This is a genomic window from Streptomyces sp. NPDC048361 (assembly GCF_040651795.1).
Taxonomy (GTDB): domain Bacteria; phylum Actinomycetota; class Actinomycetes; order Streptomycetales; family Streptomycetaceae; genus Streptomyces.
On record NZ_JBEZKW010000012.1, the window covers coordinates 114,874 to 139,012 of the forward strand.

At 71.8% G+C, this 24,139-nt stretch carries 19 protein-coding genes; 5 read left to right on the forward strand and 14 right to left on the reverse strand.

Annotation, left to right across the window (positions count from 1 at the left end; genetic code table 11):
* Positions 1 to 471: 471 nt before the first annotated feature.
* The 3 genes from AB0D31_RS09660 to AB0D31_RS09670 form a co-directional block, all read right to left on the reverse strand.
* A complete protein-coding gene (locus AB0D31_RS09660) occupies positions 472 to 738 on the reverse strand; it encodes a hypothetical protein (protein ID WP_362719425.1) in 267 nt (88 codons plus the stop codon).
* Positions 739 to 1,198: 460 nt separating this feature from the next.
* On the reverse strand, positions 1,199 to 1,372 hold the full coding sequence (locus AB0D31_RS09665) for a hypothetical protein (protein ID WP_267057763.1): 174 nt from the start codon (positions 1,370 to 1,372) through the stop codon (positions 1,199 to 1,201).
* 88 nt (positions 1,373 to 1,460) lie between these two features.
* Complete coding sequence (locus AB0D31_RS09670) at positions 1,461 to 2,756, reverse strand: PAS domain S-box protein (protein WP_362719428.1); 1,296 nt, start codon at positions 2,754 to 2,756, stop codon at positions 1,461 to 1,463.
* Between the two features lie 435 nt (positions 2,757 to 3,191).
* Between AB0D31_RS09670 and AB0D31_RS09675 the strand changes: the two genes are divergently transcribed.
* The 3 genes from AB0D31_RS09675 to AB0D31_RS09685 are packed head-to-tail and all read left to right on the forward strand — an operon-like array spanning position 3,192 to position 7,980.
* Positions 3,192 to 4,565 (forward strand): ATP-grasp domain-containing protein, encoded by a 1,374-nt coding sequence (locus AB0D31_RS09675; RefSeq protein WP_362719520.1) that lies wholly within the window; start codon positions 3,192 to 3,194, stop codon positions 4,563 to 4,565.
* Positions 4,562 to 6,571: a PEP/pyruvate-binding domain-containing protein gene (locus AB0D31_RS09680; RefSeq protein WP_362719430.1), complete on the forward strand. Its 2,010-nt coding sequence runs from the start codon at positions 4,562 to 4,564 to the stop codon at positions 6,569 to 6,571. The genes AB0D31_RS09675 and AB0D31_RS09680 overlap by 4 nt, the downstream gene beginning before the upstream one ends.
* Before the next feature lie 11 nt (positions 6,572 to 6,582).
* Positions 6,583 to 7,980, forward strand: coding sequence for an MFS transporter (locus tag AB0D31_RS09685; protein WP_362719433.1), 1,398 nt, complete (start codon positions 6,583 to 6,585; stop codon positions 7,978 to 7,980).
* Between the two features lie 178 nt (positions 7,981 to 8,158).
* On the opposite strand, the gene AB0D31_RS09690 is transcribed toward AB0D31_RS09685, so the two are convergent.
* From AB0D31_RS09690 to AB0D31_RS09700, 3 genes are all read right to left on the reverse strand, one after another.
* Entirely contained in the window at positions 8,159 to 8,815 is a 657-nt protein-coding gene (locus tag AB0D31_RS09690; RefSeq protein WP_362719435.1) for a hypothetical protein, read from the reverse strand.
* A 262-nt stretch (positions 8,816 to 9,077) separates the two neighbouring features.
* A complete protein-coding gene (locus AB0D31_RS09695; RefSeq protein WP_362719438.1) occupies positions 9,078 to 10,058 on the reverse strand; it encodes a sensor histidine kinase in 981 nt (326 codons plus the stop codon).
* Complete coding sequence (locus AB0D31_RS09700) at positions 10,055 to 10,864, reverse strand: MEDS domain-containing protein (protein ID WP_362719441.1); 810 nt, start codon at positions 10,862 to 10,864, stop codon at positions 10,055 to 10,057. Before AB0D31_RS09700 ends, AB0D31_RS09695 begins: the two co-directional genes overlap by 4 nt.
* A 226-nt stretch (positions 10,865 to 11,090) precedes the next feature.
* On the opposite strand from AB0D31_RS09700, the gene AB0D31_RS09705 reads away from it, so the two are divergent.
* Both AB0D31_RS09705 and AB0D31_RS09710 read left to right on the forward strand, forming a co-directional pair.
* Positions 11,091 to 11,471, forward strand: a complete 381-nt coding sequence (locus AB0D31_RS09705; protein ID WP_362719444.1) for an STAS domain-containing protein — start codon at positions 11,091 to 11,093, stop codon at positions 11,469 to 11,471.
* 420 nt (positions 11,472 to 11,891) lie between these two features.
* A complete protein-coding gene (locus AB0D31_RS09710; RefSeq protein WP_362719446.1) occupies positions 11,892 to 13,904 on the forward strand; it encodes a SpoIIE family protein phosphatase in 2,013 nt (670 codons plus the stop codon).
* 57 nt (positions 13,905 to 13,961) lie between these two features.
* Here the strand turns inward: AB0D31_RS09710 and AB0D31_RS09715 are convergent, their stop codons facing one another.
* The 8 genes from AB0D31_RS09715 to AB0D31_RS09750 form a co-directional block, all read right to left on the reverse strand.
* Entirely contained in the window at positions 13,962 to 14,414 is a 453-nt protein-coding gene (locus AB0D31_RS09715) for an ATP-binding protein (protein ID WP_362719449.1), read from the reverse strand.
* A 328-nt stretch (positions 14,415 to 14,742) separates the two neighbouring features.
* Positions 14,743 to 17,484, reverse strand: coding sequence for a fumarate reductase/succinate dehydrogenase flavoprotein subunit (locus tag AB0D31_RS09720; RefSeq protein WP_362719452.1), 2,742 nt, complete (start codon positions 17,482 to 17,484; stop codon positions 14,743 to 14,745).
* A 41-nt stretch (positions 17,485 to 17,525) separates the two neighbouring features.
* Positions 17,526 to 18,284 (reverse strand): ABC transporter ATP-binding protein, encoded by a 759-nt coding sequence (locus tag AB0D31_RS09725; RefSeq protein WP_362719454.1) that lies wholly within the window; start codon positions 18,282 to 18,284, stop codon positions 17,526 to 17,528.
* Positions 18,281 to 19,135, reverse strand: coding sequence for an ABC transporter permease (locus AB0D31_RS09730; protein ID WP_362719457.1), 855 nt, complete (start codon positions 19,133 to 19,135; stop codon positions 18,281 to 18,283). Before AB0D31_RS09730 ends, AB0D31_RS09725 begins: the two co-directional genes overlap by 4 nt.
* On the reverse strand, positions 19,132 to 20,487 hold the full coding sequence (locus AB0D31_RS09735) for an ABC transporter substrate-binding protein (RefSeq protein WP_362719459.1): 1,356 nt from the start codon (positions 20,485 to 20,487) through the stop codon (positions 19,132 to 19,134). The genes AB0D31_RS09730 and AB0D31_RS09735 overlap by 4 nt, the downstream gene beginning before the upstream one ends.
* Before the next feature lie 14 nt (positions 20,488 to 20,501).
* Positions 20,502 to 20,729, reverse strand: a complete 228-nt coding sequence (locus AB0D31_RS09740) for a ferredoxin family protein (RefSeq protein ID WP_362719462.1) — start codon at positions 20,727 to 20,729, stop codon at positions 20,502 to 20,504.
* A 74-nt stretch (positions 20,730 to 20,803) separates the two neighbouring features.
* Positions 20,804 to 21,574: a GntR family transcriptional regulator gene (locus tag AB0D31_RS09745; RefSeq protein ID WP_362719465.1), complete on the reverse strand. Its 771-nt coding sequence runs from the start codon at positions 21,572 to 21,574 to the stop codon at positions 20,804 to 20,806.
* Positions 21,575 to 22,006: 432 nt separating this feature from the next.
* Positions 22,007 to 23,554 (reverse strand): DEAD/DEAH box helicase, encoded by a 1,548-nt coding sequence (locus AB0D31_RS09750; RefSeq protein WP_362719468.1) that lies wholly within the window; start codon positions 23,552 to 23,554, stop codon positions 22,007 to 22,009.
* Positions 23,555 to 24,139: the final 585 nt, after the last annotated feature.

Consider the following 24,139-nt stretch of genomic DNA (forward strand, 5'->3'; position numbering starts at 1 on the left):
TCGTAACAATAGGTCGGGCGCAGCCCCCCGCCTGGCGCGGGGCGCAGCCCCCCGCCTGGCGCCACCCGCCCGCTCGACGCCGAGTGCTCCCCACCGAGTGCTCGCACCCAGCCCTCCCCACCGACCCGCGCCCTGCGCCCGATCCGGAATCGGACCCCGAATCCGAATCGGACCCGCATATCGGACCCGGAAATAGACATTCCCCGGCAAGACGGCAAGAACGGCACCCCCTCGCGGCGCATTTTCTCCGGCGGTTGCAGAACAAGGGGTCAAGTTTTGGAATAAAACGCTTCCAGCCCTGCCGCACCTTCAGCCCCATCCGCCCGGCGTCAAGCACAGTCAATTCACAGAAATGCACCACGGCAAAACGGCGCGGCGCCGCCCGTCGGGTTTTCCGACGAGTGACGCCGTGCCGTTTTTTATGACCTCTTGAGCGCCGGCTCGCCAACTCTTTGCGCGAGCCCGGCGGGCTTAGCGGTGGCAGACCTTGTGCGCCTTGTGCCAGGTCTTGGTCCAGTACCCCGGGTGCACCTTGCCGTGCCGGTCACGCGTGGCCTTGTGCCAGGTCTTCGTCCAGTAGCCCTTGACCACGTGGCACTTCTCCTTGCCGTGGGACGCGGCCGCGACCGTGTGCTGCGGCGCCGCCTCAGCGACACCGACCGAGGAGAAAGCCACTCCCCCGGCGAGTGCGGCAGTAGCTGCACCGAGAGCGATCATCCGCTTGACGCCTTCCATCATGACGCCACCTTTCTGTTCTTTTAACACCGTCCGACGAGTGGGACAACGACAGTTTTATCACCGATGCCCCGACGGAATACGGTTGTCGCTCGGGCGCGCGGGAGCATGAAGCAGTTGCGAGTTAAACCACGCACGCCCCCAGAAAAGCGACCCCCCAGTTTTCTGCGCACTTCTATGCTCTGTCCAGTTCCGGAGCGGCTACAAGTGCGGGGACATGACATATGCGTTAAAGGGCCGCACGAGCCGCGGACGAGAGCCGGCTCCCATCCGCGGCCCACGCGCGTGAGGGCGGCGTCCACGGCTCCCCGGGGAGGAGGAGACGGGCGCCGCCCTCAGGTCGGGCGTCGGGCGGATCGTCGGGCGCCGCCCTCGGGACGAGCGTGGGGCGGGTCGTCAGGCGGCCCTCCCCACTACGGGCCAAGCACCCGCCTTGCGGACGGGCGCACCCGCCAGACACCCCCTAGCGTCGGCGGCGGCCGGACCAGCCCGCGCCGATGCCCGCCACGTGCAGGGCCAGCGCGGCAAGTCCGAGCAGCATGACGTTGGTGGACGTGAACACATGGTTGGTCGACATGTCCGCAGCGTTGATGAGGAACGCGATCACGAACAGGACCGCCGCGCCTATGGCCAACATGGCATCTCCTCTATCCGGTTGATGCCCCCCGAGTGCCCCATCCCGTCAGCAGGAACCCCATGAATGGGCGGAGCCCGCCGCGAAGGGGTCAGGCGGTGCTCAGCGGGTGGGCGGCCGTCGCCGAGCGCGGAGGCCAGGCCCGGGGCGCGAGGATCCCGAGGACGTAGGCGCGGGCCACGAGCGCGGGGCGGGTCGCGGCGCCCAGTAAGGCGCGCAGGCGGCTCAGGTGGTAGTCGACCGTCTGCCGGGACAGGTTCAGGGACGTGGCGATGTCGCCGTTGCTGCTGCCCTCGGCGAGGAGGGAGAGGATGCGGACCTGCGCGGCGGTGAGCGCGGGATGGGCATCGTGGGCGAGGCTCTGGTGGGTGACCACGGCCCACACATGGCGGGCGCGGGCCGTGGAGTGGCCCACCGTCGTCAGATGGAGCTGGGCGCGGCGCTGGCGTCCCTCGGCGTCGATGAGCACCGCGTACGTCTCGACGCGTCGGGTGCGGCGCGCTATCAGCCCGTTCCACTTGCGGTGCAGCGGGTCGAGGCCGGGCTCGGGCGCGAGCAGGGTGTGGGCGCGGCGGCCGACCAGGTCGGGCAGGCTCAGCCGGAACAGTTCGGCGGCCGCCGAACTCGCCTCCACCACGCGCCCGTTCGCGGAGAGCAGCGCGCAGGGCAGGCCGCTGTGGTCGCGCAGGGCCTGGAGGCTGTCCTCGGCCTCCTGCCGCTGGATTGTGGCCCGTAGATGGTCGGTGATGTCGACGTAGATCCCGGCGACACAGGTGTGGGCGTTCTCCCGGACGGGGAAGCGGTGGCCCACGGCCTGGCCGGCGCTGCCGTCGGGGCGCCGGTAGTCGAGGGTGTGGCGCACCGGCGTGCCCCGGGTGAGGATCTCCTGGTCGAGGGCGCGGAACTGGACGGACTCGGCGGGGGCGTCAAGGTCCTCGATGAACTTGCCGACGACGTCCTCGGGAACGGTTCCGTAGAGGTGCGCGTAGGCGTGGTTGGCCCACAGGTAGCGGCCGTGGCGGTCCCGGATGAAGGCGGCCGCGGGTGCCAGGTCGACGAGGTCGGCGAAGGCGGCGTAGCGGCGGGGTGCGTCGGGGTGGGTGTCGACCTCGACGGCGAGCCCGCGTGTACGGCTGGGGGCGGGGCTCTCGTCGAGGGGCCAGCTCACGTCGAAGGTGCGCCCGTCGAATCTGGCCTGCCAGCGGCCGTCCTGGGGCGGGTGTCCGGGGGCGGCGAGTTCCTGGCGCATCCGGTCGAGGAAGCGCTGCGCGGTGCCGGTGTCGGCGAAGGCGCCGCCTCCGCGCTCCCGTACCTGCCACGGTTCGTCCACCTCCCACCAGAAGACGGGAAGGTCTTCGAGGAGTGCCTTGAAGCTGGAGTCGTTCACAGCGGTCTCTCCGTCCGTATGCATGCGGTACGCAGTTGGCTGACGCACTGTCACAAAGCGATGGGTATCCCGCCCCGGTCCCGCGCATGCCCGGTTCTCGGCCGAAGTGGCGGCCGGGGCGCGTGCCCGGAGAACGTTCGCGGTCGCCAACGCGGCCTGCGACTCAGGCATTTGCCTGAACGGCAGGCGTCCCCTGTGGTGTCGCGGGCGTCTGTCGCGTGGTCCCCTTGAGTGTGCGGGTGACCACGCTCCGACACATACGCCGGGGTGTCCCCGCACCCGATGCGCGTCACCGGTCCCCACCCGGGCGCATCCGACGACACGTACGACGCACAGGACGACTCGCGCGACGCGTACGGCACCGCGGCCCGCCACGCGACCGGCACGACGCGAGCGATCCGACGCGACCAACACGACGAATGGAGACGAACTTCAGTGAGCAAGGTGCTGTTAGTGCATGCCAAGGGTGGTCCCCCGCTCGGTCACGTCCTGTCCCGGACGGCCGCGCGGGCGGAGGTGCACCTGCTGGCGCTCAGCGCTCTTCCTCCCTCTGTGGCGGGCTCCGCCCGGAGACTGTGCGCCTCGGTCGTGACGCCCGGCGAGGCGGAACGTTCCGACCTGGTGTCCCTGATCGTCACCCGTGCCGAGGAAGTGGGCGCGAAGGCAGTGCTCACCTTCTCCGAGTACGCGGTTGTCGCGGTCGCCGAGGCGTGTGCGGAGCTCGGCCTCGCGGGGGCGGGCGGCGCCGCGTCGCTCGCCCGCGACAAGCGGCTGATGCGCCGCACGTGGCGGGAGCACGGTCTGGCGCAGCCCGAGTTCCGCGCCGTCGCCACGGAGGCCGATCTGCACGAGGCGGCCGGCGTGCTGCGCTTCCCGCTGCTCCTGAAGGCGGCCTGGAGCGCGGGTTCCACCGCGCATCAGGTCATCCGCGCCCCGCACGAGGTGGCCGAGGCCTGGCGGCGCTCGCGTGAAGTAATGGCCGCATCGGCGCAGTTGGGGTATGCGGAGCTGCATGTGGCCGAGGCTCAGGGGCACTTCGTGGTCGAGGAGATCGTGACGGGGACCGCGGCGGACTGGTTCGACGAGCCCGGCTGGGGCGATTACGTCAGCGTGGAGGGGGTCGTAGCGGACGGCGCGTTCCACCCGGTCTGCCTCAGCGGCCGGATGCCCACGGTCGAGCCGTTCACCGAACGCGCCGGCATCACTCCCGCCCTGCTGTCGCAGGACGCCCAGGACCGGGTGGTGGCGCTCGCGCGCGAAGCCGTCGACGCCCTCGGTCTGCGGGACTGCGGGACGCACACCGAGATCAAGCTCGGCGCCGACGGCAGCATGTGGCTGATCGAGACGGCCGCCCGGTTCGGTGGCGCGATGACGGTGCCGCAGATCGAGGACGTCTTCGGGCTCGACCTCGTCGGCATGCTTGTCGACCACCTGCTCGGACGTACGGTCGAGTGGCCCGAGCGGTCCCTCACGCCGGCGCAGGCGGCCGGCGCGGCGGGCTCGCTCGTCGTGCTCGCGGTCGACGGCCGGGGTGAGGCCTGGCAGGGCCGTAAGGTCTGGGACTTCCCGGCCGTCGCCAAGGAGGTGCCCCTGAGCCGGGGCAGCGACCTTTCGGTGGTGGCGGAGAGCTCGCTCGCCGACGGGAGTGTCGTGCCGGTCTACGACCCGGCCGCCGGCGCCAACACCATGGCCGCCCTGTGTCTGCTCTCGGCCACCGACGCACGGACCGTGCTGCACGACTTCGAGACGCTGGTCGACGCGCTGCCCCACGTCCTTCCCGCCGCCGGACCCGAGGAGGTCTCCGCATGACCGCGCAGCTGTTCGCCGGGGCCGCCCAGCCCGCCACGGACCGTACGGTCGTCGGCGAGAACCTGTCCCTGCCGCTCTTCCGCACCCTGTCGGGGGTGCTCGCGGGGCATCCGTACCTGAAGGTCGTCGTCGACCGCGCCGAGGACACCTGGCACCTGCTCGACACGGCGGCCCACCCCTTCCACGTCAACTACATAGCCACCCGCGTCCTCGGCATGGAACTCGCCGAACTCGACGCGGACCTCGACGCGTTCAACGCCTCCGTCTACATGGACCCGGCGCGCCGCTTCCTGCTCGGGGTGCTGTCCCTGCACACCGAGCGGGAAGCGGAGGGCCGCGAGCGCACCTTCTTCGTCCTGGAGACGACCGAGGCCGACACCATGAACGGTGAACTCCTGCAATTCTTCTACGAGTTCGTGCGTGAGCGGGTCGACGGGAGGCTGCCGGTGCTGCTCAAGCCGGCCAACCACGGCCAGGAGGAGGAGCTGGCCGCGATCAGTGAACTGCGCGTGCCGCGCATCCTGAGCCACGAACTCTTCGGCTCGCGCGTACGGACTCCGCTCAACCCGGGTGAGGCCACCGGACGGCTGCGGTACTTCCGCGACAGCGCGCAGTACGCGGCCGCGGAGGCCGGACTCGGCTGGGCGGACATCGTGGCGATGCCGTGTCTGCCCGACGACGTGCCCCGGGTGGCCGGATTCCTCAACACCGCGCCTATCACACCGCTTTCCCACACCAACGTGCTGGCCTCCGGCTGGGGTATACCCAACGCGATCGTGCGCGATCTGGAGGAACTCGTCGAGAAGGACGCCCTGGACGGCGCGTGGGTGCGCTACCGGGTGGGCGAGGAAGAGATATCCCTGGAGCGCCTCGACACGGAGCCGGAGCTGCGGGCGCCGGCCTGGCACCAGCAGCGCATCCGCCTCGAACCCCCGCTGCTCGAAGACGCCCCCGTGCTCTCCCTGCACCGGCTGCGCGCCGCCGACAGCGACCGGTACGGCACCAAAGCCGCCAACCTGGGCGAGCTGCACCACGTCCTCGACAGCCGCACCGCCGATCTGACCGCCTTCTACGGGCGGCCCCGGCCGCCGCGCGAGGACCTCTACGGGCACCTCGCAGGCCGGCTCGGCCTCACGGACCCGACCACGGCCGAACTCCGCGCCCGCGCGGCCGACTTCGTGGCGTCGACGGTCGGCGCCCCGGAGGGCGTCGCGCTCCCCTTCGCCCTTCAGCAGCACTTCCTCGCCTCGTCGCCCGCGCTGCAACAGGGCATCGGCAAGCTGAAGATGGCGCTCGAACTCGACGCGAGCGACGTCCTCGACTCGCTCTGTCTCCAGCTCCAGCAGCTGATCCGGCACACGCCCGTACCCGAGTCTGTCACCCGGCAGATCAGTCAGGCCTTCCCCACCGCGCCGGCCGCGAGCGGACGCCTCGTGGTGCGCTCCTCCTCCAACGCGGAGGACCTTCCCGGGTTCTCCGCGGCCGGGGTCTACGACTCCGTCACCACCGTGCACGGCACCGGTCAACTCCTGGACGCCGTACGCCAGGTGTGGGCCTCCCTGGTGTCGCCCCGCAGCGTGCGGCTCCGTCACCAGGTGGGGATCTCCCTCGACGACACGTACATGGGCGTGATCATCCAGGAGTACGTGCCGGCCTCGCTCGGCGGTGTCCTCGTGACGTGCGACCCGACCCGCCGGGGCGACTTCCGCAACGTTTACCTCAACTGCTCGCCCGGCTCGCCGGAACAGGTCGTCGACGGATCGGTCCTGCCGCAGCAGTACCTGTACAACGTGGTGGAGGGCGGCGGGCGTACCGTCGCGCTCGGCTCGTGGGGCGACGGGCTGCCCGCCGCCACCCGCGCCCGCCTCGCCGACCTGTCGCTGACCGGGCGGCTGCTGCAGTCCCACTTCAGTGCGGCCGACGTCGACCGGCCGCTGGACATCGAGTGGCTGATGACCGAGCGGGGCGACTTCCGGCTGGTCCAGATCCGCCCCTACGCCCTGTGAGCCCGGGTCTCGTGTCGCGCCGAGGCGGGAAGACGCGCGCCCCTGCGACGCCTCGGGCCCGGCGGATCATCCGGCTCAACTACGGCTTCCAGCTCCTGTTCAACCTGCTGTGGTGGATGCCGGTCTTCTACGAGTACCAGAAGACGGCCGGGCTCTCCGACGGGCAGATCTTCGGCATCCAGAGCATCTATTACGTGGCGTTCTGCCTGTTCGAGATCCCGACCGGGCTGATCGCCGACCGGATCGGCGCCCGCAACTGTCTGCGGGCCGGGGCCGTGGTGATGACGGCCGCCAACCTGGCTCCGGTGCTCAGCGCCTCGTACACCGGCTTCCTGCTCCACTTCCTTGCCATCGCCCTGGGCCGCTCGCTCACCTCGGGGGCGGCGAGTGCCTATCTGTACGACGGGCTGCGGGCCGAGAAGTGCGACGCGCACTATCTGAACGCGGAGGGCACCGCGCGCGCCCTGGGGCTCGCGGCGAAGGTGGTGTGCTGGCCGCTGGTCGGGCCCCTGATGGCGGTCGCGCACACGGCGCCGTACGTGCTGAGCGCGGCGAGCGCGGCGGGCTCCCTCGTCTGCGCCGTGGCGCTGCCCCGGGCGGCGGGTGGGCGGGAGCCGGGCGGCCGGGCGGCCGCGGGACGCGGGGGTGGCGCCTTCCTGCGGGATGCGGGGGCCGCGCTGCGCTGCGTGGCCTCGTCGCGGTGGCTCGGTCTGGTGATGGTGCAGGGTGTGGCGGTGTTCACGTTGTCCCGGATCTGCCAGGTCAACCTGTTCCAGCCGATTCTGCTCGACCACGGGATCGGGGAGGCGTCGAGCGGTGGTGTGCTGGCCGCGATGACGGTGGCGGAGGCGGTGGCCTCGGCCCGCCCCCAGTGGCTGAGCCGCCGGCTCACGCCGGTCGCGTGGGTGTCGGTCCTGAGTCTCGCGCTCGCGGGCACCCTGGCGGCGATGGCGGTCGGCGGGCCCTGGACCGTCGTCGCGCTGCTGTGTCTGTTCGCCGCCGCGACGGGCTTCGTCTATCCGGTCCAGCGCAAGCTGGTGAACGACGCGATGCCCGCCGACGCCCCGCGCGCCACGCTGCTGTCGATCGAGAGCATCGTGGACCGCGCGGTGTGCGCGCTGGCCGCGATCGCCGTGGGCGCCTACGTCTCCGCCGGTCATCTGGACACCCTGCTGCTGCACAGCGCACTGGCCACGGCCGTCCTGCTCGGCGCCGTCCAACTGCTGCTGCACAGCGGCGTGGTGCAGCCCCGGCACGCCGCCCCGTCGGCGCAGCACACGCCCCGGGCGCCGGGCGCCGGCCCCGGGTCGGGAGCGGACGCGACCGGTGGCGGTGGTGACCAGGACGGCGGCGACGCGGCCGGGTCGTCACCCGAAGGCGTACGCCGTGGGCCTCCGCGGGGCCCGTAGGTTCTGTCGGCGGATCATCGGACGGCAGCCACGGGTCCCTCCCCCTGTTCGAGCCCGCACTCCGGCGTGGGTTGCGCTGGAGCGTCCGCCGCCATGATGCACCGGACCGGACTTGAGCCGGCGGGGGGCCCGGTGTTCCCAGGGGTTTTCGAGGAACACCGGGCAGTGCCGGGTTGGCTCAGTGCGGCAGGCGGCCGAGGAGTCGCACCAGGCGGACGGGCAGGAAGGCGGGCCTGTGAGGCTGTTCGACCTGGTACGGCACGAAGCCGAGGGACGCCGCGATCTGGATCTCCTCGGCCGTCTCCGCCTGGTAGACGAGCAGGCAGCGCCCGGATACGGCCTTGGCGCGCTGCCACAGGACGGGGGCCGGTTTGCGTTCCGCGTCGGTACGCGGGGTGAGGATCCGGTCGCCGAAGTCCTGCCAGGCGAAGGGCGCGGAGCCCCGCCAGGTGGCGTCGACCTCCTTCTTCAGGCGGGCGGCGCGCTCGGCGTCGGTCGCGCCCCAGGAGGGCGGGACGTTGGTGATCAGACCGACCCTGATGTGACGCGCGCGCAGGGCCCGCAGATAGGCGGCGGCGCCCGGCTGATAGCTGGTGCCGCCGTCGTCGGAGGTGTGCACCAGCGTCTCGCCCAGGTCGAAGTAGACGACGGGACAGGCGCGTTGAGCGCTCACGGATGCGGCGGCTGCACTCACGGATGCGGCGGCACTCCCGGCGCGGCCGCTCGTGTCTGCGGGCGCCGCCGTACTCGCCGTGGCGCAGAGCACGGTCGACACCAACGCCGTCCCCAGCGCGAGGCTCGCCCGGCTCCAGCCCTTGGATGTGGATCGGTCCATGGCGTACTCCCCCAACGTCGTGCGCACCGCGGGGATGCCCGCGGCCCGCTGATGTCCGGTACATGACATGCGATGGGCCAGAGTGTCTCATGGGGTGACCGAAAACTCGCGCGATCTCTTCGCTCGGCGTCGGTCATGGCACGTGCGGTCACCTGCCCGCTCCACTGGACCCCGCCGGAAGGGAAGCCTCGGGATCTTGCGCGCCCGCGCCCGGGAATCCGTCGACACCTCCGTGACCCGCCGCGGCCCAACGGCCGCCCTGCTACTGAGAGATGTCCGTGTGCAGGCGAATGGTCGTGCCCTGCTCGGGGGACGAGCGGATCTCGACCAGGTCGCAGAGCTGGTGGGCGAGCCACAGCCCGCGGCCGCCCAGTTGGCCGGCCGTCGGGCGGGTGCGGCCCGCCATGACGTCGGAGATGTAGCCGCCGTCCCGGAACTCACAGAGGAACGTCGTGGGGTCCGACCAGGTGCGCAGCGTGCCCTGGCCGCCGCCGTGGCGGATGCTGTTCGTGGCGATCTCGGTGACCGCCACCGCGAGTTTCGGCAACTGGTCCTCGGCCACCCCCGCGTCGCTGGCGCACTGCGACACCTTCGAGCGGATCGCGGAGAGGTCGCCGCTGGTGTAGGTCAGTTCCTGATGCGGGTCACAGGGGTCGCTCAGGGCGTCGAAGACGTACTCGTCGGCGCTCAGGTAGCCCTCGTTGCGCACGGACCGTCCGTCCTGGTGGATCAGCGGGTGGCAGCGGGAGACGCTGCGCAGCGCGCCGCGGTCGTCGTCGGCGGTGTCGTAGGGGCACAGCATCGACCAGGCGGAGCTGCGCGCGAAGGCCCGGTTGAGGAGCCACTCGTGGTAGCGCAGCTCGGAGAGGTGGGCCGCGCTGCGCGCCTGGCGCCAGGCCGTCTCGCCGATGCCGCGCACCGGCCTGCCGCCCTCGCCGCGCTCGCTCATCCACTCCGTCCAGGCGGCGACGAGGCGACCGGGGCTCGCGCCGGCCGTCGAGGTCTCCACGAAGGTCACGGCGGGCTCGTCGGGGAACTCCTCGCGCAGCAGTGAGGCCTTGTCGGAGGGGACGGCGACGACGACGGCCTCCCCGGCCTCAAGGGCTGCCCGGATGAAGCCCTGGGTGCCGGAGAGGAACTCGGCGTTCCCGCGGTAGGGGTAGAGCTCGTGGCGGAATCCGGGTTCGGGCGCGTCGGGTGTCCTGGGCGGCGGAGAGGTCTTGGCGGGCGGGGTGCCGCTCATGCGCCCATCACCACCGCGGTGTCGCTCGTCGCGTAGCCGGCGAGATTCCAGCACAGCCGTACGGTGTCGTTGGCGCCCTCCACGAGGACGCGGCGGTCCGGCAGGCCGCGGACCGCGTCCACCAGGGCGTGCATACCGGCGGCGTCGATCATGTCGACTGTGTCGAAACGCAGCGTCAGCGTGGGTACGCGCAGCGCTGCCGCGCGTACCGCCGCGCTGAACACCGGCGCGCACTGCGAGTCGATCACACCGTCCACACTCCAGCTGTCGGCACCCGTGCTGAACATGCGGAAGGCCGGGTGTTCAGCACGCATGCCCACCTCGTGCGGGTGCACACATGCCATATGTTCCAGCGTAGACGCGTCCCATCCGGAAGGCGTCACGGCGCAGACCACGATCGCGCCGCTCTCCGACGCGAACTGGTCGAGCTTGAGCTCCTGGGCGAGCAGCTCCTCCTCCGCACCGGGAACCGGCTTCGGCGGTGTCCGCTCGTTGAGCACGCGTACGGAGCGGAACCCTTCGCGCACCGCCGTGCGTGCCTCGCGGCGCACCGCCGCGAGCACGAAGTCGGCGTCGGCGGCGCCCGGGACGTCGACGACGACCGAGACGGCGGGCCCCGCGTCCCGGGGGATGCGGGAGACGGCTCCGGTGGAGCCGACGATCACGATCTTGTCGCCGTACAGGGCTCCGTCGGCCACGAAGGCCCGCGTGTCGGCCAGCGACCCGCCGGTCTGCCGCATGCGCCAGCAGACGTGGTCCCCGAGCTCGACCTCGTCCAGCGTCGCCAACGCGCGCGCCGCTCTCACCTGGCCCCCTTCCGAACGCCGCGCGCCCATCGGCGGCATGTACGCAGAAGGCCGAGCCTAGCGGTTGCCGTGGCGAGGGTTGGCGGGGTGTCGGGCGCGAGCCGGGCGGCGGTCGGTGACGGGAAATCACGCAGAACCCAACAAACGGGCCACGCGGCCATGTCGTGATGCGCGCACTCGCACACCGATGCGGACCGCCGGAGCCGGGGGTGGGCATACTCTCCGCATGACGACAGAACACGGAGCGGACCACGGAGCAGCCGTGCCGCCGGCCGGAGTACTCGGCGCACAGTACCCGCTGGACGACGCCTGGGCGATCGAGGCCGCCGGTGACCTCGATCTCGACACGCTCGGTCCCCTCAAGGACGCCCTCGAAGAGGCCGCCGGCCGGCACCGGCACGTGATTCTGGAGGCCTCGCGCATCACGTTCTGCGACTCCTCCGCACTCAACGTTCTGCTTCGTGTGCACGCCGCCACCGCGTTGAGCATCGCCGCACCCTCCGAGAGCCTGCTCCGCCTGCTGCACGTGACCGGCACGGACCAGTTCTTCACCGTCCACCCCACCCTCGAAGCCGCCGTCGCCGGCCCCGACTCAGGCCGCCCGTAGGCGCGTTGACCGTTCAGGAGGGGCCGCGCCGCTGCCGCCCCGTGCGGCGGCGGCAGCGGCGCCGCACGGGCGGAGCGTTCTTCAGACCCTGTCGAACAGCTCCGCCCCGTCGAGGTTGTGCCGGGCGTGGGCGTGGCGGGGTGTGGGCGTGTCGGGGCGTGGGCGGGGCGGATCACGGACGTACCGGCCCCGGGTGTAAGGGGCCGCCGAGGTGACCGGGGGCGTGACGGGGCGTGAGCGTAACTGACTCCGAGGTGACGGTCGCCGATGTGGCGGTGCCGATGTGACGGGTCGTAGGGGACCTTTGGCCCGCAGCAAGGGACTTTCGCGGGCGGCGGGCCGGGCCCGGGTCGGCTGGGATGGAAGACCCGCCCGCAGGAAGGCCCGCCCCCCATCCCGTCGCTATCGAGATCGATGTCCATGCGCGAAGACACCCCCGACCACGCCTGCCTCCGTCACGCCGAGCTCCGCGCCGACGGCATGTGGATGCTGCTCGCACCCGCCGCCGAACCCTCAGGGGCGGCCGAACTCGTCCAGGCGAGTCCGCGGGCCCGGGCCGCCCTGCTGAACGACGCGTCGCCCCGATGGACCTTCTCCGACCTGCTCGCGCCGACCAGCATGGCCATCTCCCGCCAGCTGCTCCTGGACGCCCTGCACGGCGGGGGACGCACCTGCCGGCAGCCGATCGAGTACGCCCACCCGGACGGCGCGGTCATCTGCATGACGTCGGCGCGCCGCATCGACCGCTGCGACGGCGACCCCGCCGTCCTGGTGGAGATCGAGGAGGAGGAAGAGGGCGAGTGGCTGCACTGGGAGGCGCTGCGCTCCATGACGGTCCTCGCGGACCACTCCCTGTGGGTCTACGACGAGCAGGCGGACGCGTTCAGCTGGCTCGACGGCGAACGCCTGTACAACGACATGGGACCGGGCGACACGATGTCGCTCGACGCGTTGCTCGGCCTGGTCTACGCCGAGGACGTGGGCCGGGTGGAGGCGGCGTTCTGGGCGCTGCGCAGAGGCCACTCGCGGGAGGTGGACGTCGACTTCCGCATGCCCGACGGGCACGGTCGTCTGAACTGGCTGCGCACCCTCGCCCGGCTCGTGCGCTTCGGGTTCGACGGAGGCCGACGCGTCGTGGGAACGACCACCAACACCACGGCGGCCATGGAACGTCATCAGTCGCTCGTCAAGGCGCACGCCGACGCCCGGCGGCGCGTTGACCTCGCACAGCAGCTGGCCGCCGCGTTCGTGGCCGCGGCGACGGAGGACGAGCTGACGGCGGCGATCCTGAACAAGGTCGCGCCGGCCTTCGGCGGCACCGGCACCCTGCTGGCGTTCGTGGAGGAAGAACGGCTGCGCGTGACGTTCGGCTCCGGGATCGACCCCGCGCTCGCCCGCTCCCTGCACGGGCTGCCGCTGGACGCCCCCAAGCCCCTGACCGAGGCGATCCGCACCGGGACGCCCCTGTTCATCGCGACGCGCGAGGACTACCGGCGGTCGTGGCCGCAGGCGCACAGCCTGCTCGACGCCACCTCCGCCGAGTCGTTCATCATGATTCCGCTGCGCGGCCAGGGGGCCTCGCCGCTCGGCGGTTGGGTGGTGACCTTCGACCGGCCGCACGACCTCTCCAACCAGGAGCGGACCCTCGTCGGGGTCATGGCGGACGTCGCCGGGCAGGCATGGGAACGCATCCGGCTGCAGGCGGCCCGTTCCGAACTGGCCGCCACCGTGCAGCGCGATCTGCTGCCCGCCACGCTGCCGGCCGTCGTCGGTTACGAGATCGAGGCGCGCTACAGCCCCGCCCACCAGGGTCTGGACGTCGGCGGTGACTGGTACGACGTGATCGCCCTGCCCGACGGCAGCACCGCGTGCATCATCGGTGACGTACAGGGACACAATGTGCAGGCCGCCGCCCTGATGGGACAGGTGCGCACCGCGATGCACGCCTACGCCTGGCAGGAGCCGGCCCCCGATCAGGTGCTGGCCCGCACCAACGACCTGATGCTCCAGATGCGCATGCCGGTCTTCGCGACCTGCCTGTACGCCCTGCTCACCCCCGACGGCCGGGTCGCGACCGCGCGGGCCGGGCACGTCCCGCTGGTGCTCTCCGACAAGGACGGCGCAGAGGTCCGCGAGTACCCGGGCGGGCCTCCGCTGGGTGTGGTCGCGGGCAGCCGCTTTCCGGTGCACTCGCTGGAGATGGCCCCGGGCGATCTGCTCGCCCTCGTCACGGACGGCCTGGTGGAGGGCCCGCAGCTGCCGATCGACGCCGGGCTCGCCGTCATCTGCGAGGCCACCGCCCGCCGGCGCGGGATGCCCCTCGCCGAGATCGCGAACGCCCTGATGGCGCAGGGCGATTCACTGACGGGACACGTCGACGACCGAGCCGTACTCGTGGTCCGCCGCAGGGAGGCGTACGAGAGCGGGGTGTAAGGGACGCGGGGGTCGGACGAGAGCCGGGAGCAGCGCTCAACCATGGTGCGCAGCAGCTCAGTTGACCTGTTCCCGGCAGGCGCGCCGGCTCTGCTGGCCGGGCCTCGTCCGACCGGCCGTGACGTGCGGCCGCTCGGTGCGCTCGGGCCGCTCGGTGCGGACCCAGATCGCCTGAACGGTCTTGCCGTGCGGGTGCGGGATGACCGAGAGGTCGCTGGCGAGCCGGCGGACGATACCGAGCCCGAATCCGCCGTCATGGTCCGGGCCCCCGGCCCTCGGAGCCGGAACGGCGTTGCTGTGGTCGCGAACTCCGGCCACGAGCTTGCCCTTGCGCTGGTCCAGGAAGAGATGCCAGGGGCCGTACGTGTGCCGTATGGCGTTGCCGAGCAACTCCGCGACCACCAGGACGACTTCGTCCGGGTCCACCCACGGGCAGTGGGCGCGGCAGTAGTGCAACGTGGCTTTCCGGGCCGCCGAGGGGCCGATCTGCGAGGAATTGAGCGTCAGCATCGGACTAGTGACTCCTGTTCATACGGAGAATGCGCCGGTATACGCCTCTCATTGCCCTGCCGCTGGCGAATGAAAGCGAATATGCGGACAGCAGCGCCCTTTTCCGTGTGAACCAGGCCCTTAGTCCCGCTCCGTTGGAGTCCAAAGACCGCCGTCAGTACACCGGCAGGTCCTTGCGCAGGCGGCCCGCCCCAAGCCGACCAGGGGCGAAAGCCACGAAGCGGCTTCTCGGCGCGCGGCCCGCGGCGCACGGGGCGGCCCGCGGTACGGGTGGGGTACGGGGCGGGGCGGAACGACCTGTTCAGGCGGCGCCGCCCCACGGGCCGCGTCAGGCGCGCCCCGCGTAGGCGCGGACGTCGGCGTCCGTGTCCGTGACGGCGGTCGCCAGTGCGTCACGGGCTTCGGCGTGGGCGCGATGGGCGAGCAGGGACAGGACAGCGGCCTTGCGGACGTCCGCGTTGGTGTCGGTGAGCGTCTCGGCAAGGGCGGGGACGGCGGCCTCCGGGGCGGCTCCCTTCAGGGCCGCGGCGGCACCGGCCCTGACCTGCCAGGCGGGGTCCGCGAGCGCGGTGACAGCGTGTTCCGCGTACGGGGCCGGGCAGCCGGTCGCCGCGAGGGCGGCGAGGGCGGCCGCCCTGACGAGGGGGTCGCGGTCGTCGAGGAGCGGGTCGAGCGAGACGGGCCGCGGGGCGCGCAGGGCCGCGACGCCCCGGGCCACCGCGACTCGTACCTCGCGCGCGGGGTCGGCCGCGGCCCGGGCCAGCTCCGTGACGGCGTCCACCGCCACCAAGCCCCGTACGGCGTGGATGCGCACCTCGATGTCGGTGTCGGCGAGGCGGGCCGCGTACAGCGGAGCGTCGCCCAGCCGCAGCGCCCGCAGCACGTCGAGGGCGGCGGTGCGTACGGTGGGGTCGGGCACATCGAGTGCCTCGCGCAGCGCGGCGCTCAACTCGGCGTCCGCGGGCAGCACTTCGGCCAGTTCGCGCAGGACGGCCGCCGCGACGGACCGTACGGCGGGCGCGCCGTCCCGCAGCCGTGCGGCCAGGGCGATGCCGGCGCCCGACGGCACGGTCTCGCCGAGCACGGTGACTGCGGCCGCGCGGACCGCGGGGTCGGTGTCGACGAGATAGGGGGCGAGCGTCGCCAGGTCCGGGGAGTCCTCGGCCAGGGCGAGCAGGTCCAGCAGGGCAGCGCCTGGCTCCGACACCGGGAGCGGGGCGTACGGAGCCGAGGCTTCGGCGGGCGCCGCCCCGGCCGCTCCTTCCGTCCCCGCCGCTCCCCCCGCCCCCGCGGCCCGGGCCGTCTCGCGTGGTCCTGCCGTCGCGACGGGTACCAGGGCGACCTCTCCGAGGGGCCGTTCGGGTCCGCCGGACGGTGTGAACTCCGGGACCGGGACGACGTACGGCTCGACCGGGCGGGCGGTGAACTCCATGGTTCCGGAAGGCGACTTACGCAGATCCAGATGGTGCAGCCAGCCCGCGTCGTCCTGTTCCGGATGGTCGAGACGCTGGTGGTACAGGCCCCAGCGGGACTCGGTCCTGGCGAGCGAGGAGCGGGCCGCCATCTCGGCGCAGTCCCGGATGAAGCTCACCTCGGCGCAGCGCATCAGCTCGTGCGGGGTGCGGGCGCCCATCCCGGCGATCTCCCCGCGCATCCGGTCGAACGCCTCGACCGCGAGCGACAGCTTGGCGCCGGTCTTCGGGGGCGCGACATAGTCGTTGACGAACCGCCGCAGCTTGTACTCCACCTGCGGCTGCGGCGGCCCGTCCGGATTGCGCAGCGGCCGGTAGACGAGCTCGTGCGCGGCGGCTATTTGAGACGCGGGCAACTCGCCCTCGTAGCAGGGGAATTGGGCGGCGTCCTCACCGGCGAGGTCGCCGTAGACGAAGGCGCCGATCATGTAGTTGTGCGGTACGCAGGCGAGGTCGCCGGCCGCGTACAGGCCGGGCACGGTGGTGCGGGCGTGGGCGTCGACGCGTACGCCCGACGCGGAGTGCCCGCCGCACAGTCCGATCTCCGAGATGTGCATCTCGATGTCGTGGGTGCGGTAGTCGTGGCCGCGGCCCTGGTGGAAGGTGCCCCGGGTGGGCCGTTCCGTGGTGTGCAGGATCGACTCGACGGCGCCGATGGTCTCCTCGGGCAGATGACTGAGCTTGAGGTACACCGGCGCCCGGTCGGAGGCGAGTTCGGCGGAGAACTCGGCCATCATCTGCCCCGACCAGTAGTCCGACTCGACGAACCGTTCGCCGTGCCGGTTGACCTGGTAGCCGCCGAACGGGTTGGCCACATACGCGCAGGCCGGCCCGTTGTAGTCCTTGATCAGCGGGTTGATCTGGAAGCACTCGATCCCGGTGAGGGCGGCCCCGGCGTGGTAGGCCATGGCGTAGCCGTCGCCCGCGTTGGTCGGGTTCTCGTACGTGCCGTAGAGATAGCCGGACGCGGGCAGGCCGAGCCGGCCGCAGGGGCCGGTGGCCAGGATGACGGCGCCCGCCCGTACGGTGACGAACTCGCCGGTGCGGGTGTTGAACCCGGCCGCGCCGACGGCACGGCCGCCTGCCGTGAGCACCCGTACGGGCATCACCCGGTTCTCGATGCGGATCCGCTCGCGCATCTCGCGCCGCCGCAACTGCCGGTAGAGGACCTTCTTGACGTCCTTGCCCTCCGGCATGGGCAGTACGTAGGAGCCCGAGCGGTGGACCTGGCGTACCGCGTACTCGCCGTGTTCGTCCTTCTCGAACTTGACCCCGTACGACTCCAGCCGCTTGACCATGGCGAAGCCCCGGGTCGCGGTCTGACGCACGGTGGACTGGTCGACGACGCCGTCGTTGGCGCGGGTGATCTCGGCGACGTAGTCGTCGGGTTCGGCACGGCCCGGGACGACCGCGTTGTTGACCCCGTCCATGCCCATGGCGAGCGCCCCGGAGTGCCGCACGTGTGCCTTCTCCAGGAGCAGGACGTTCGCGCCGCGCCCGGCGGCGGTGAGCGCGGCCATGGTGCCGGCGGTGCCGCCGCCGATGACCAGCACGTCGCAGGCGAGTTCGGTCGCGTCGGCGAGGGCGGGTACGGTCATCAAAGGGGTTTCCACAGAGGGCCTTTCAGAGTTTCAGAGCCTCAGAGGGAGGCAAGGACGCGGCGGCGCAGCGCCGTGGTGGCGGGGGCCTGGTCCGCGTCGCGCTGCCGGGGGTGCGGGACGGGGAGCACCTGGCCCGTGGCGAGCAGGGCGACCCGGTCGCCGAGGTGGAGTGCCTCGTCCACGTCGTGCGTGACGAAGACGACGGTGGCGCCGGACTCGCCGAGGATGTCCACGAGCAGGTCCTGCATCCCGGTCCGGGTGTGTGCGTCGAGTGCGCCGAAGGGTTCGTCCATCAGGACGCAGCGGGGCCGGCCCGCCAACGCCCGTGCCAGCTGCACCCGTTGACGCTGGCCGCCGGAGAGCCGGTGCGGGAGCCTGGTGGCGTGTCCGGACAGGTCGACCCGGTCCAGCCACTCGGCGGCGGCACGCCGGCGCTCGTCCCTCGGGATGCGCCGGATCGCCAGCGGCAGCTCGACGTTGGCGCGCGCGGTGCGCCACGGCAGCAGCGCGTCGTGCTGGAAGACCAGGGCCCGGTCGGCGTCGGGGCGGGTGATCGCCCGCCCGTCCTGGGTGACCCGGCCGCCGAGCGCGGGCAGCAGTCCGGCCAGGGTGCGCAGCAGGGTGGACTTCCCGCAGCCGGAGGGCCCGACGACGGTCAGCACCTCCCCCGGCGCCACCCGCAGATCGAGCGCACCGAACAGAGGCGGCGTGCCGGGGTGGCCCAACCGCACGCCGTGCAACACGAGTTCGGCGCCGGCCAGGGCGGCCGGGGCGGGCAGCGTCGTGGTGGTGCTCATGCGACGGGCTCCTTCCGCGGTACGAGCGTGGCGACCCGCTTCCGCACGGGGATGGCGGCGCTGCCGCGACGGGTCGCGCGGCTGCCGGCGGGGCTGGGCAGCCAGGCGGTGGCGCGGCGGCCGACGAGTTCCACGGCCGTCGAGGTCAGCAAGCCGAGCGCACCGATGGTGACCATGCCGACGAACACGCCCGGGTAGTCGACGACGGTGTACGCCTGCCAGGTGCGGTAGCCCACCCCGTACTCCCCCGAGATCATTTCGGCGGAGATCACACAGATCCACGAGACGCCGACTCCCACCGAAAGGCCGCCGAAGATCCCCGGCAGCGCCCCGGGCAACACCACCGAGAACAGCACGCGCAGCCGGCCGCCGCCCAGGGTGAGCACGGCCTCCTCCCACACCGGGCTCAGAGCGCGCACCGCGTGCCGGGTCGAGACGACGACGGGAAAGAAGGCGGCGGTGAACGTGATGAACACGATGCCCTGCTCGTTGGTGGGCAGCAGCAGGATCGCGACGGGCACCAGGGCGATGGCGGGCACCGGCCGGACCGCCTCGATCAGCGGGCCGAGCAGGTCCGCCGCCCACCGCGAGCGGGCCACGGCGGTGCCGGTCGCCACGCCCAGGACCGCGGCGAGCAGGAAGCCGACCGCGATGCGGCGCAGGCTGTACCCGAGGTCCTGCCAGTACGCGGCCGTCGCGGCGCGGTCGGTGAAGGCGGCCGCCACCTCGCCGACGGTGGGGAACTGCGAGAAGCGCAGCCACAGGTCGACGTCGAGCGAGGTGAGGAGCTGCCACAGCGCGAGCGCCGCGACGATCGAGGCCACCCGCAGCAGCCGGCGTCCCGCGCTCATGAGGCCAGCTCCAGTGCGTTCGCGTAGTCGACGGTCCGCGCGGCGGGGTGCCGGGCGACATATGCCCGGGCGCCGGCTGCGGTGATGAAGGCGCGCAGGTCCGTGCCGTCCGCCACCCACACCGCGCGGTCGGCGAACCACAGGGTGCCGGTCACCGCGTCGGGCACGTACGCGGCGCGGACGCCGGTGGCGTCGACGGCCTTGACCGCTTTGAGGAGGTCCTTGGGGCTGTCGAAGGAGCGGGTCGTGTCCTGGCCCTTGAGCCACAGTTCGGGACGGGCCGCGGGTGCCTGCGGATAGGCGGGGGCCCGCACGGCACGCGTGAGCGGCGCCGGGTCGACGAAGGCGTCCACATCCACGTCGTTCACGAGCTTCTCGCCCTTGAGGACCGGTACGTCCCGCTTGAGCGCGTCGATCAGTTCGGGACGCAGGGCGGGGTCGAAGGTCGCGATGCCGTTGGCGCCGTTGTAGAGGTACACCACCTCGGCGGGGAGTCCGGTCTCCTTGGCCACCGATTCCGCGGCGGCGACCGGCTTGGCACGCAGATAGTCGGTGGCGCGGCGCTGGGCCGCGAGGAAGGCGTCGAGGGCTGCGGCGTGGGCCTTGGCGAACTTCGCGCGGACTGTGACGCCGTGGAAAGTCGGAAGGTTCAACTCGGCCCCGTCGTACAGCGCCCTGCCCTTGCCCTCGAAGGCCAGTTGTCCCGGCCATGCGACGAACTGGGAGAGCGCGTCGGCACTGCCCGCGGTGAGCGCGGAGGCGCCGACGCTCGGCTGCTGGTTGAGCTTGTGGATGCCCTTGTCCGGGTCGATGCCGGCCTGCTGGAGCGCGCGAACGAGCGTGCCGTCGGCGGCGGAGCCGACGCTGGTGGACACCTTCTTGCCGCGCAGGTCGCTCAGGGAGTTCAGCGGTGAACCGGGCGCGACGAGCACCGTGTTGAGGCCGCCGCGCAAGTTGTAACCGGTGACGGACACGAGCTGCGTCGGCTGCTTGAGCTCCTTGCCGCGGGCCGCGTTGATGAGCAGCGGGAAGTCACCCATCGAGCCGATGTCGATCTTCCCCGCGGTCATCTGGGCGGTGATGGGGGCGCCAGTGGCGTAGTCCTGCCACTGCACGTGGTACGTGTTGCCATCCTTGCGGCCCTGCGCGGCGAGTTCCTCCTCGAAGTAGCCGAGGGAGCGCAGGAGGGTGCCGGCGGTGACGGTGTTGATGGTCTTGGACTGGTAGCCGACGGTGACCGTGACCGACTTCGCCCCGTTGCCGTCGTCGGCCCCGGCCGCGCCGCCGCAGCCCGTGGCCGACGACAGGGTCAGGGCGAGGGCCAGGAGCGGTGTGACTCGCTTGCCGAGCATGCTGGTGTGGCCTTTCACCGGAGCAGATAGGGCATGTTGACGGTGACCGCGCCGGTGGGGCACCGGGCCGCGCAGGGGCCGCAGTACCAGCACTCGTCCACATGCATGTACGCCTTGCCGTTGTCCTCCCGGATCGCGAGGGAGTCGAGCGGACACATGTCGACGCAGAGCGTGCAGCCGTCGATGCACTTGGACTCGTCGATGGTCACGGGCACGTCGGCGAGGTGCGGGACGAGAGGCATGGCTGTCTCCAGGCGATGGGAAGGGAGAAGAAGAGAGGAGAGGGCGCAGGCTGTGGGCGTGACGGGGCCGCGGTTCAGAGGGAGCGGTGGAGTACGCCGCTCATGCTGATGCGGTCGCCGCGGAAGCGGATGAACTCCAGGTCCACGGGGCGCCCGTCGGACAGGTGGGTGAGCCGCTCCAGCATCAACACGGCTGCTCCGCGCGGGGCTTGGAGCACGGCGGCGGAGTGCGCGTCGGCGTTGACCGCCTCCAGGGTGACCTCGGCGTGGCCGAGCGGGGCACCGGTCAGCGACTCCACGAGGCGGAAGACATCGGTGTTCTCCAGGTCGCAGCCGAGCAGTTCACCGCCCACGTCCATCGGCAGATAGGACAGGTCGAGGGAGAGCGGAAGCCCGTTCAGGCGGCGCAGCCGCTCGATACAGAGCACATCGCTCTGCTCGGGCAGCCCGAGCCGGTGCGCCACCGGGCTCGGGGCGCGGACCGGTCCGACGGTGCGTACTTCGTTGGTCACCGTGCCGTGTTCGTGCAGGGTCTCGGCGAGCCCCTGCAGACGGTCGAGGCCGTGCGGGTACTTCTTCTCGCAGACCACCACGGTGCCGACGCCGGGCTGCCGGTCCACCAACTGCTCGTCGCGCAGCATTTCCAGGGCCTGGCGCACGGTGTTGCGGCTGGCCCGGTAGTCGGCGGCGATGGCGTGTTCCAGGGGGAGCAAACCGCCGGGGAAGCCGCCCGTGAGGATCTGGTGGCGCAGCAGGTCTGCGAGCTGTCGCGCCTGGTCGGCGCGCAGCCGCCGACGGCGCGCGGCGGCGACCGGAGGCGAGGCGGGGGCGGGTTCTGCTGGCATGACAGGGAACGTACCGGCGGAGCGCGCCGCATGGTGTTGCCACAGTATTGCGCCACCTCGCACACGCCGCATACGCCGCTGACCTGCGGTGATGCAGAGCCCTTCGGTGAGATCCGCCACTGGGGTGCCCACAGGGTGGACGGAGGCCGGCGCCGCACGGGATCCGCGCTCACCGCCAGGACTTCTCCGCGACTCGGGATGCGACTCGATACACGAATCGCTACGACTCCGTACGCCACGCTTCCCCGCACGGCTTGCTGCGCGACTCCGTACCCGCGTCCCTGGACGGTTTGCTACGCGAGTCCTTACGCGGTGAGGGCCCGACCGGTATGTCTCGGTCGGGCCCTCGGTTCGCTTCAGCGATGCGGCCAGGTCATGGCTTCAAAGTTTCGTCCGGCCCGGTGGGCGGCGACGCTCCTTTGAAGCGACTCCCTAGGCCACGGTGCCGAAGGACGTCTGGCGGGCGTTGACGCGCCGGGCCGCCGCGGCGGGGCTACGCCGACCGCGCGAGGACGCGCTTCGCTGGCGCCGCTCGGCGACCGGCGCGGCGATCGTGACGGGGACGCCGGACGGGGCCTGTGCGCCGGTGATGCGGCTGAGCGCCTCGTCGCCGGAGCTGACCTGGGTGGTCTGGGGCACGATCCCGGCGGCCGTCATGAGGCGGCTCATGTCGCGGCGCTGCTGGGGGGTGACCAGGGTGACGACGCTGCCGGACTCACCGGCTCGCGCGGTACGGCCGCCGCGGTGCAGGTAGTCCTTGTGGTCGGTCGGCGGGTCGACGTTGACGACGAGGTCGAGGTTGTCGACGTGGATGCCGCGGGCGGCGACGTTGGTGGCCACGAGCACGGTGACGTGCCCGGTCTTGAACTGGGCCAGGGTGCGGGTGCGTTGCGGCTGGGACTTCCCGCCGTGCAGGGCCGCGGCACGGACCCCGCTGTTCAGGAGGTCCTGCGTGAGGCGGTCGACGGCGTGCTTGGTGTCCAGGAACATGATCACCCGGCCGTCGCGGGCCGCGATGTGCGTGGTCGTACGGTGCTTGTCGGCGCCGTGGACGTGCAGGACGTGGTGTTCCATCGTAGTGACGGCGCCTGCCGACGGGTCGACTGAGTGGACCACCGGGTCGACGAGGTAACGGCGGACCAGGAGGTCGACGTTGCGGTCGAGGGTGGCCGAGAACAGCATCCGCTGGCCCTCGGGGCGTACTTGGTCCAGGAGGGCGGTGACCTGCGGCATGAAGCCCATGTCCGCCATCTGGTCGGCCTCGTCGAGGACGGTGATCGCGACCTGGTTCAGCCGGCAGTCACCGCGGTCGATGAGGTCCTTGAGCCGGCCCGGTGTCGCGACGACGACTTCGCAGCCGCCGCGCAGCATCCCGGCCTGCCTGCCGATCGACATGCCGCCGACGACCGTGGTCAGGCGCAGCTGCACGGCGCGGGCGTAGGGGGTGAGGGCGTCGGTCACCTGCTGGGCCAGCTCGCGCGTCGGTACGAGGACCAGGGCCAGCGGCTGGCGCGGTTCGGCGCGCTGTCCCGCGGTGCGGGCCAGCAGGGCGAGCCCGAAGGCGAGGGTCTTGCCGGAGCCGGTGCGCCCGCGTCCCAGGGCGTCGCGGCCAGCGAGGGTGTTGGGCAGGGTCGCCCCCTGGATCGGGAACGGCACGCTGACGCCCTGCGCGCTCAGCGCGGCGAGCAGCGGGGCAGGCATGTCGAGGTCGGCGAACGCCTCGACCGCGGGCAGCGCGGGAGTGATCGTCTTGGGCAGGGCGAACTCGCCCTGAACGCCGCCGGACCGGCGGCCGCCCTGACGGCCCGGCCCCCCGGAGCGGCCCGAACCAGTGGAGCGGGCGGGGCCGCCCGAGCGGGCCGGGGCGGGCGAGCCGAAGCGCGCGGCCCGCCGAGAACCGCCGCCGGAGGCGGAGAAGGGGGCAGCCCCCTCGGTGCGGCGCGGGCGGGCGGAACGGCTGTTCGTACGTGCGGGGTTCATCGAGAACCTTCCTTGATGCGCCGATTCTGCGATACGGCGGGATGGCGATACGGCGCGCATCAAGGAATTCCGCAGCGAAAACACAGCGCGGGGAATCACAAGAACGAACCGAATGAAATGCGAGGACAAGTGCGACGTGGTGTGAATCCGAAAAGGAACGTCATGCGGATTTCGAAAGGGCGGGCGCCATGCGCCACGATGCGCATATCGAATTCCGTCTGACGACGCGACCGGTGCGGCTCTGAGGGAGCGCCCCACTCGAGGACGGGCGGCCGGCGGTGTCGGTCACCTTGCGGGTGGCGACACTATTGCGTGAAATGTCCGCGGCCGGGGTCGCGCCCCGAGGGATGCCGGCTGTGGTCGACGTCGGACAATCCGACGGAAGAGCCTGAAGGTTTGGGAACCACATCAGCAACTGAGATCGACAGTAGCACGGGGCGACCGGCGGCATACGGAAAATAACTCCGCCCCGCCCGGCGCCGCACAAACACTCCCCGCACCGCGCGGTAAATCCTGATCTCGCGGTGATAGATATCGCCCGCCCGTATCGAGGCGTGGACGGGTGCGGCCGCGCACCGCGGCGAG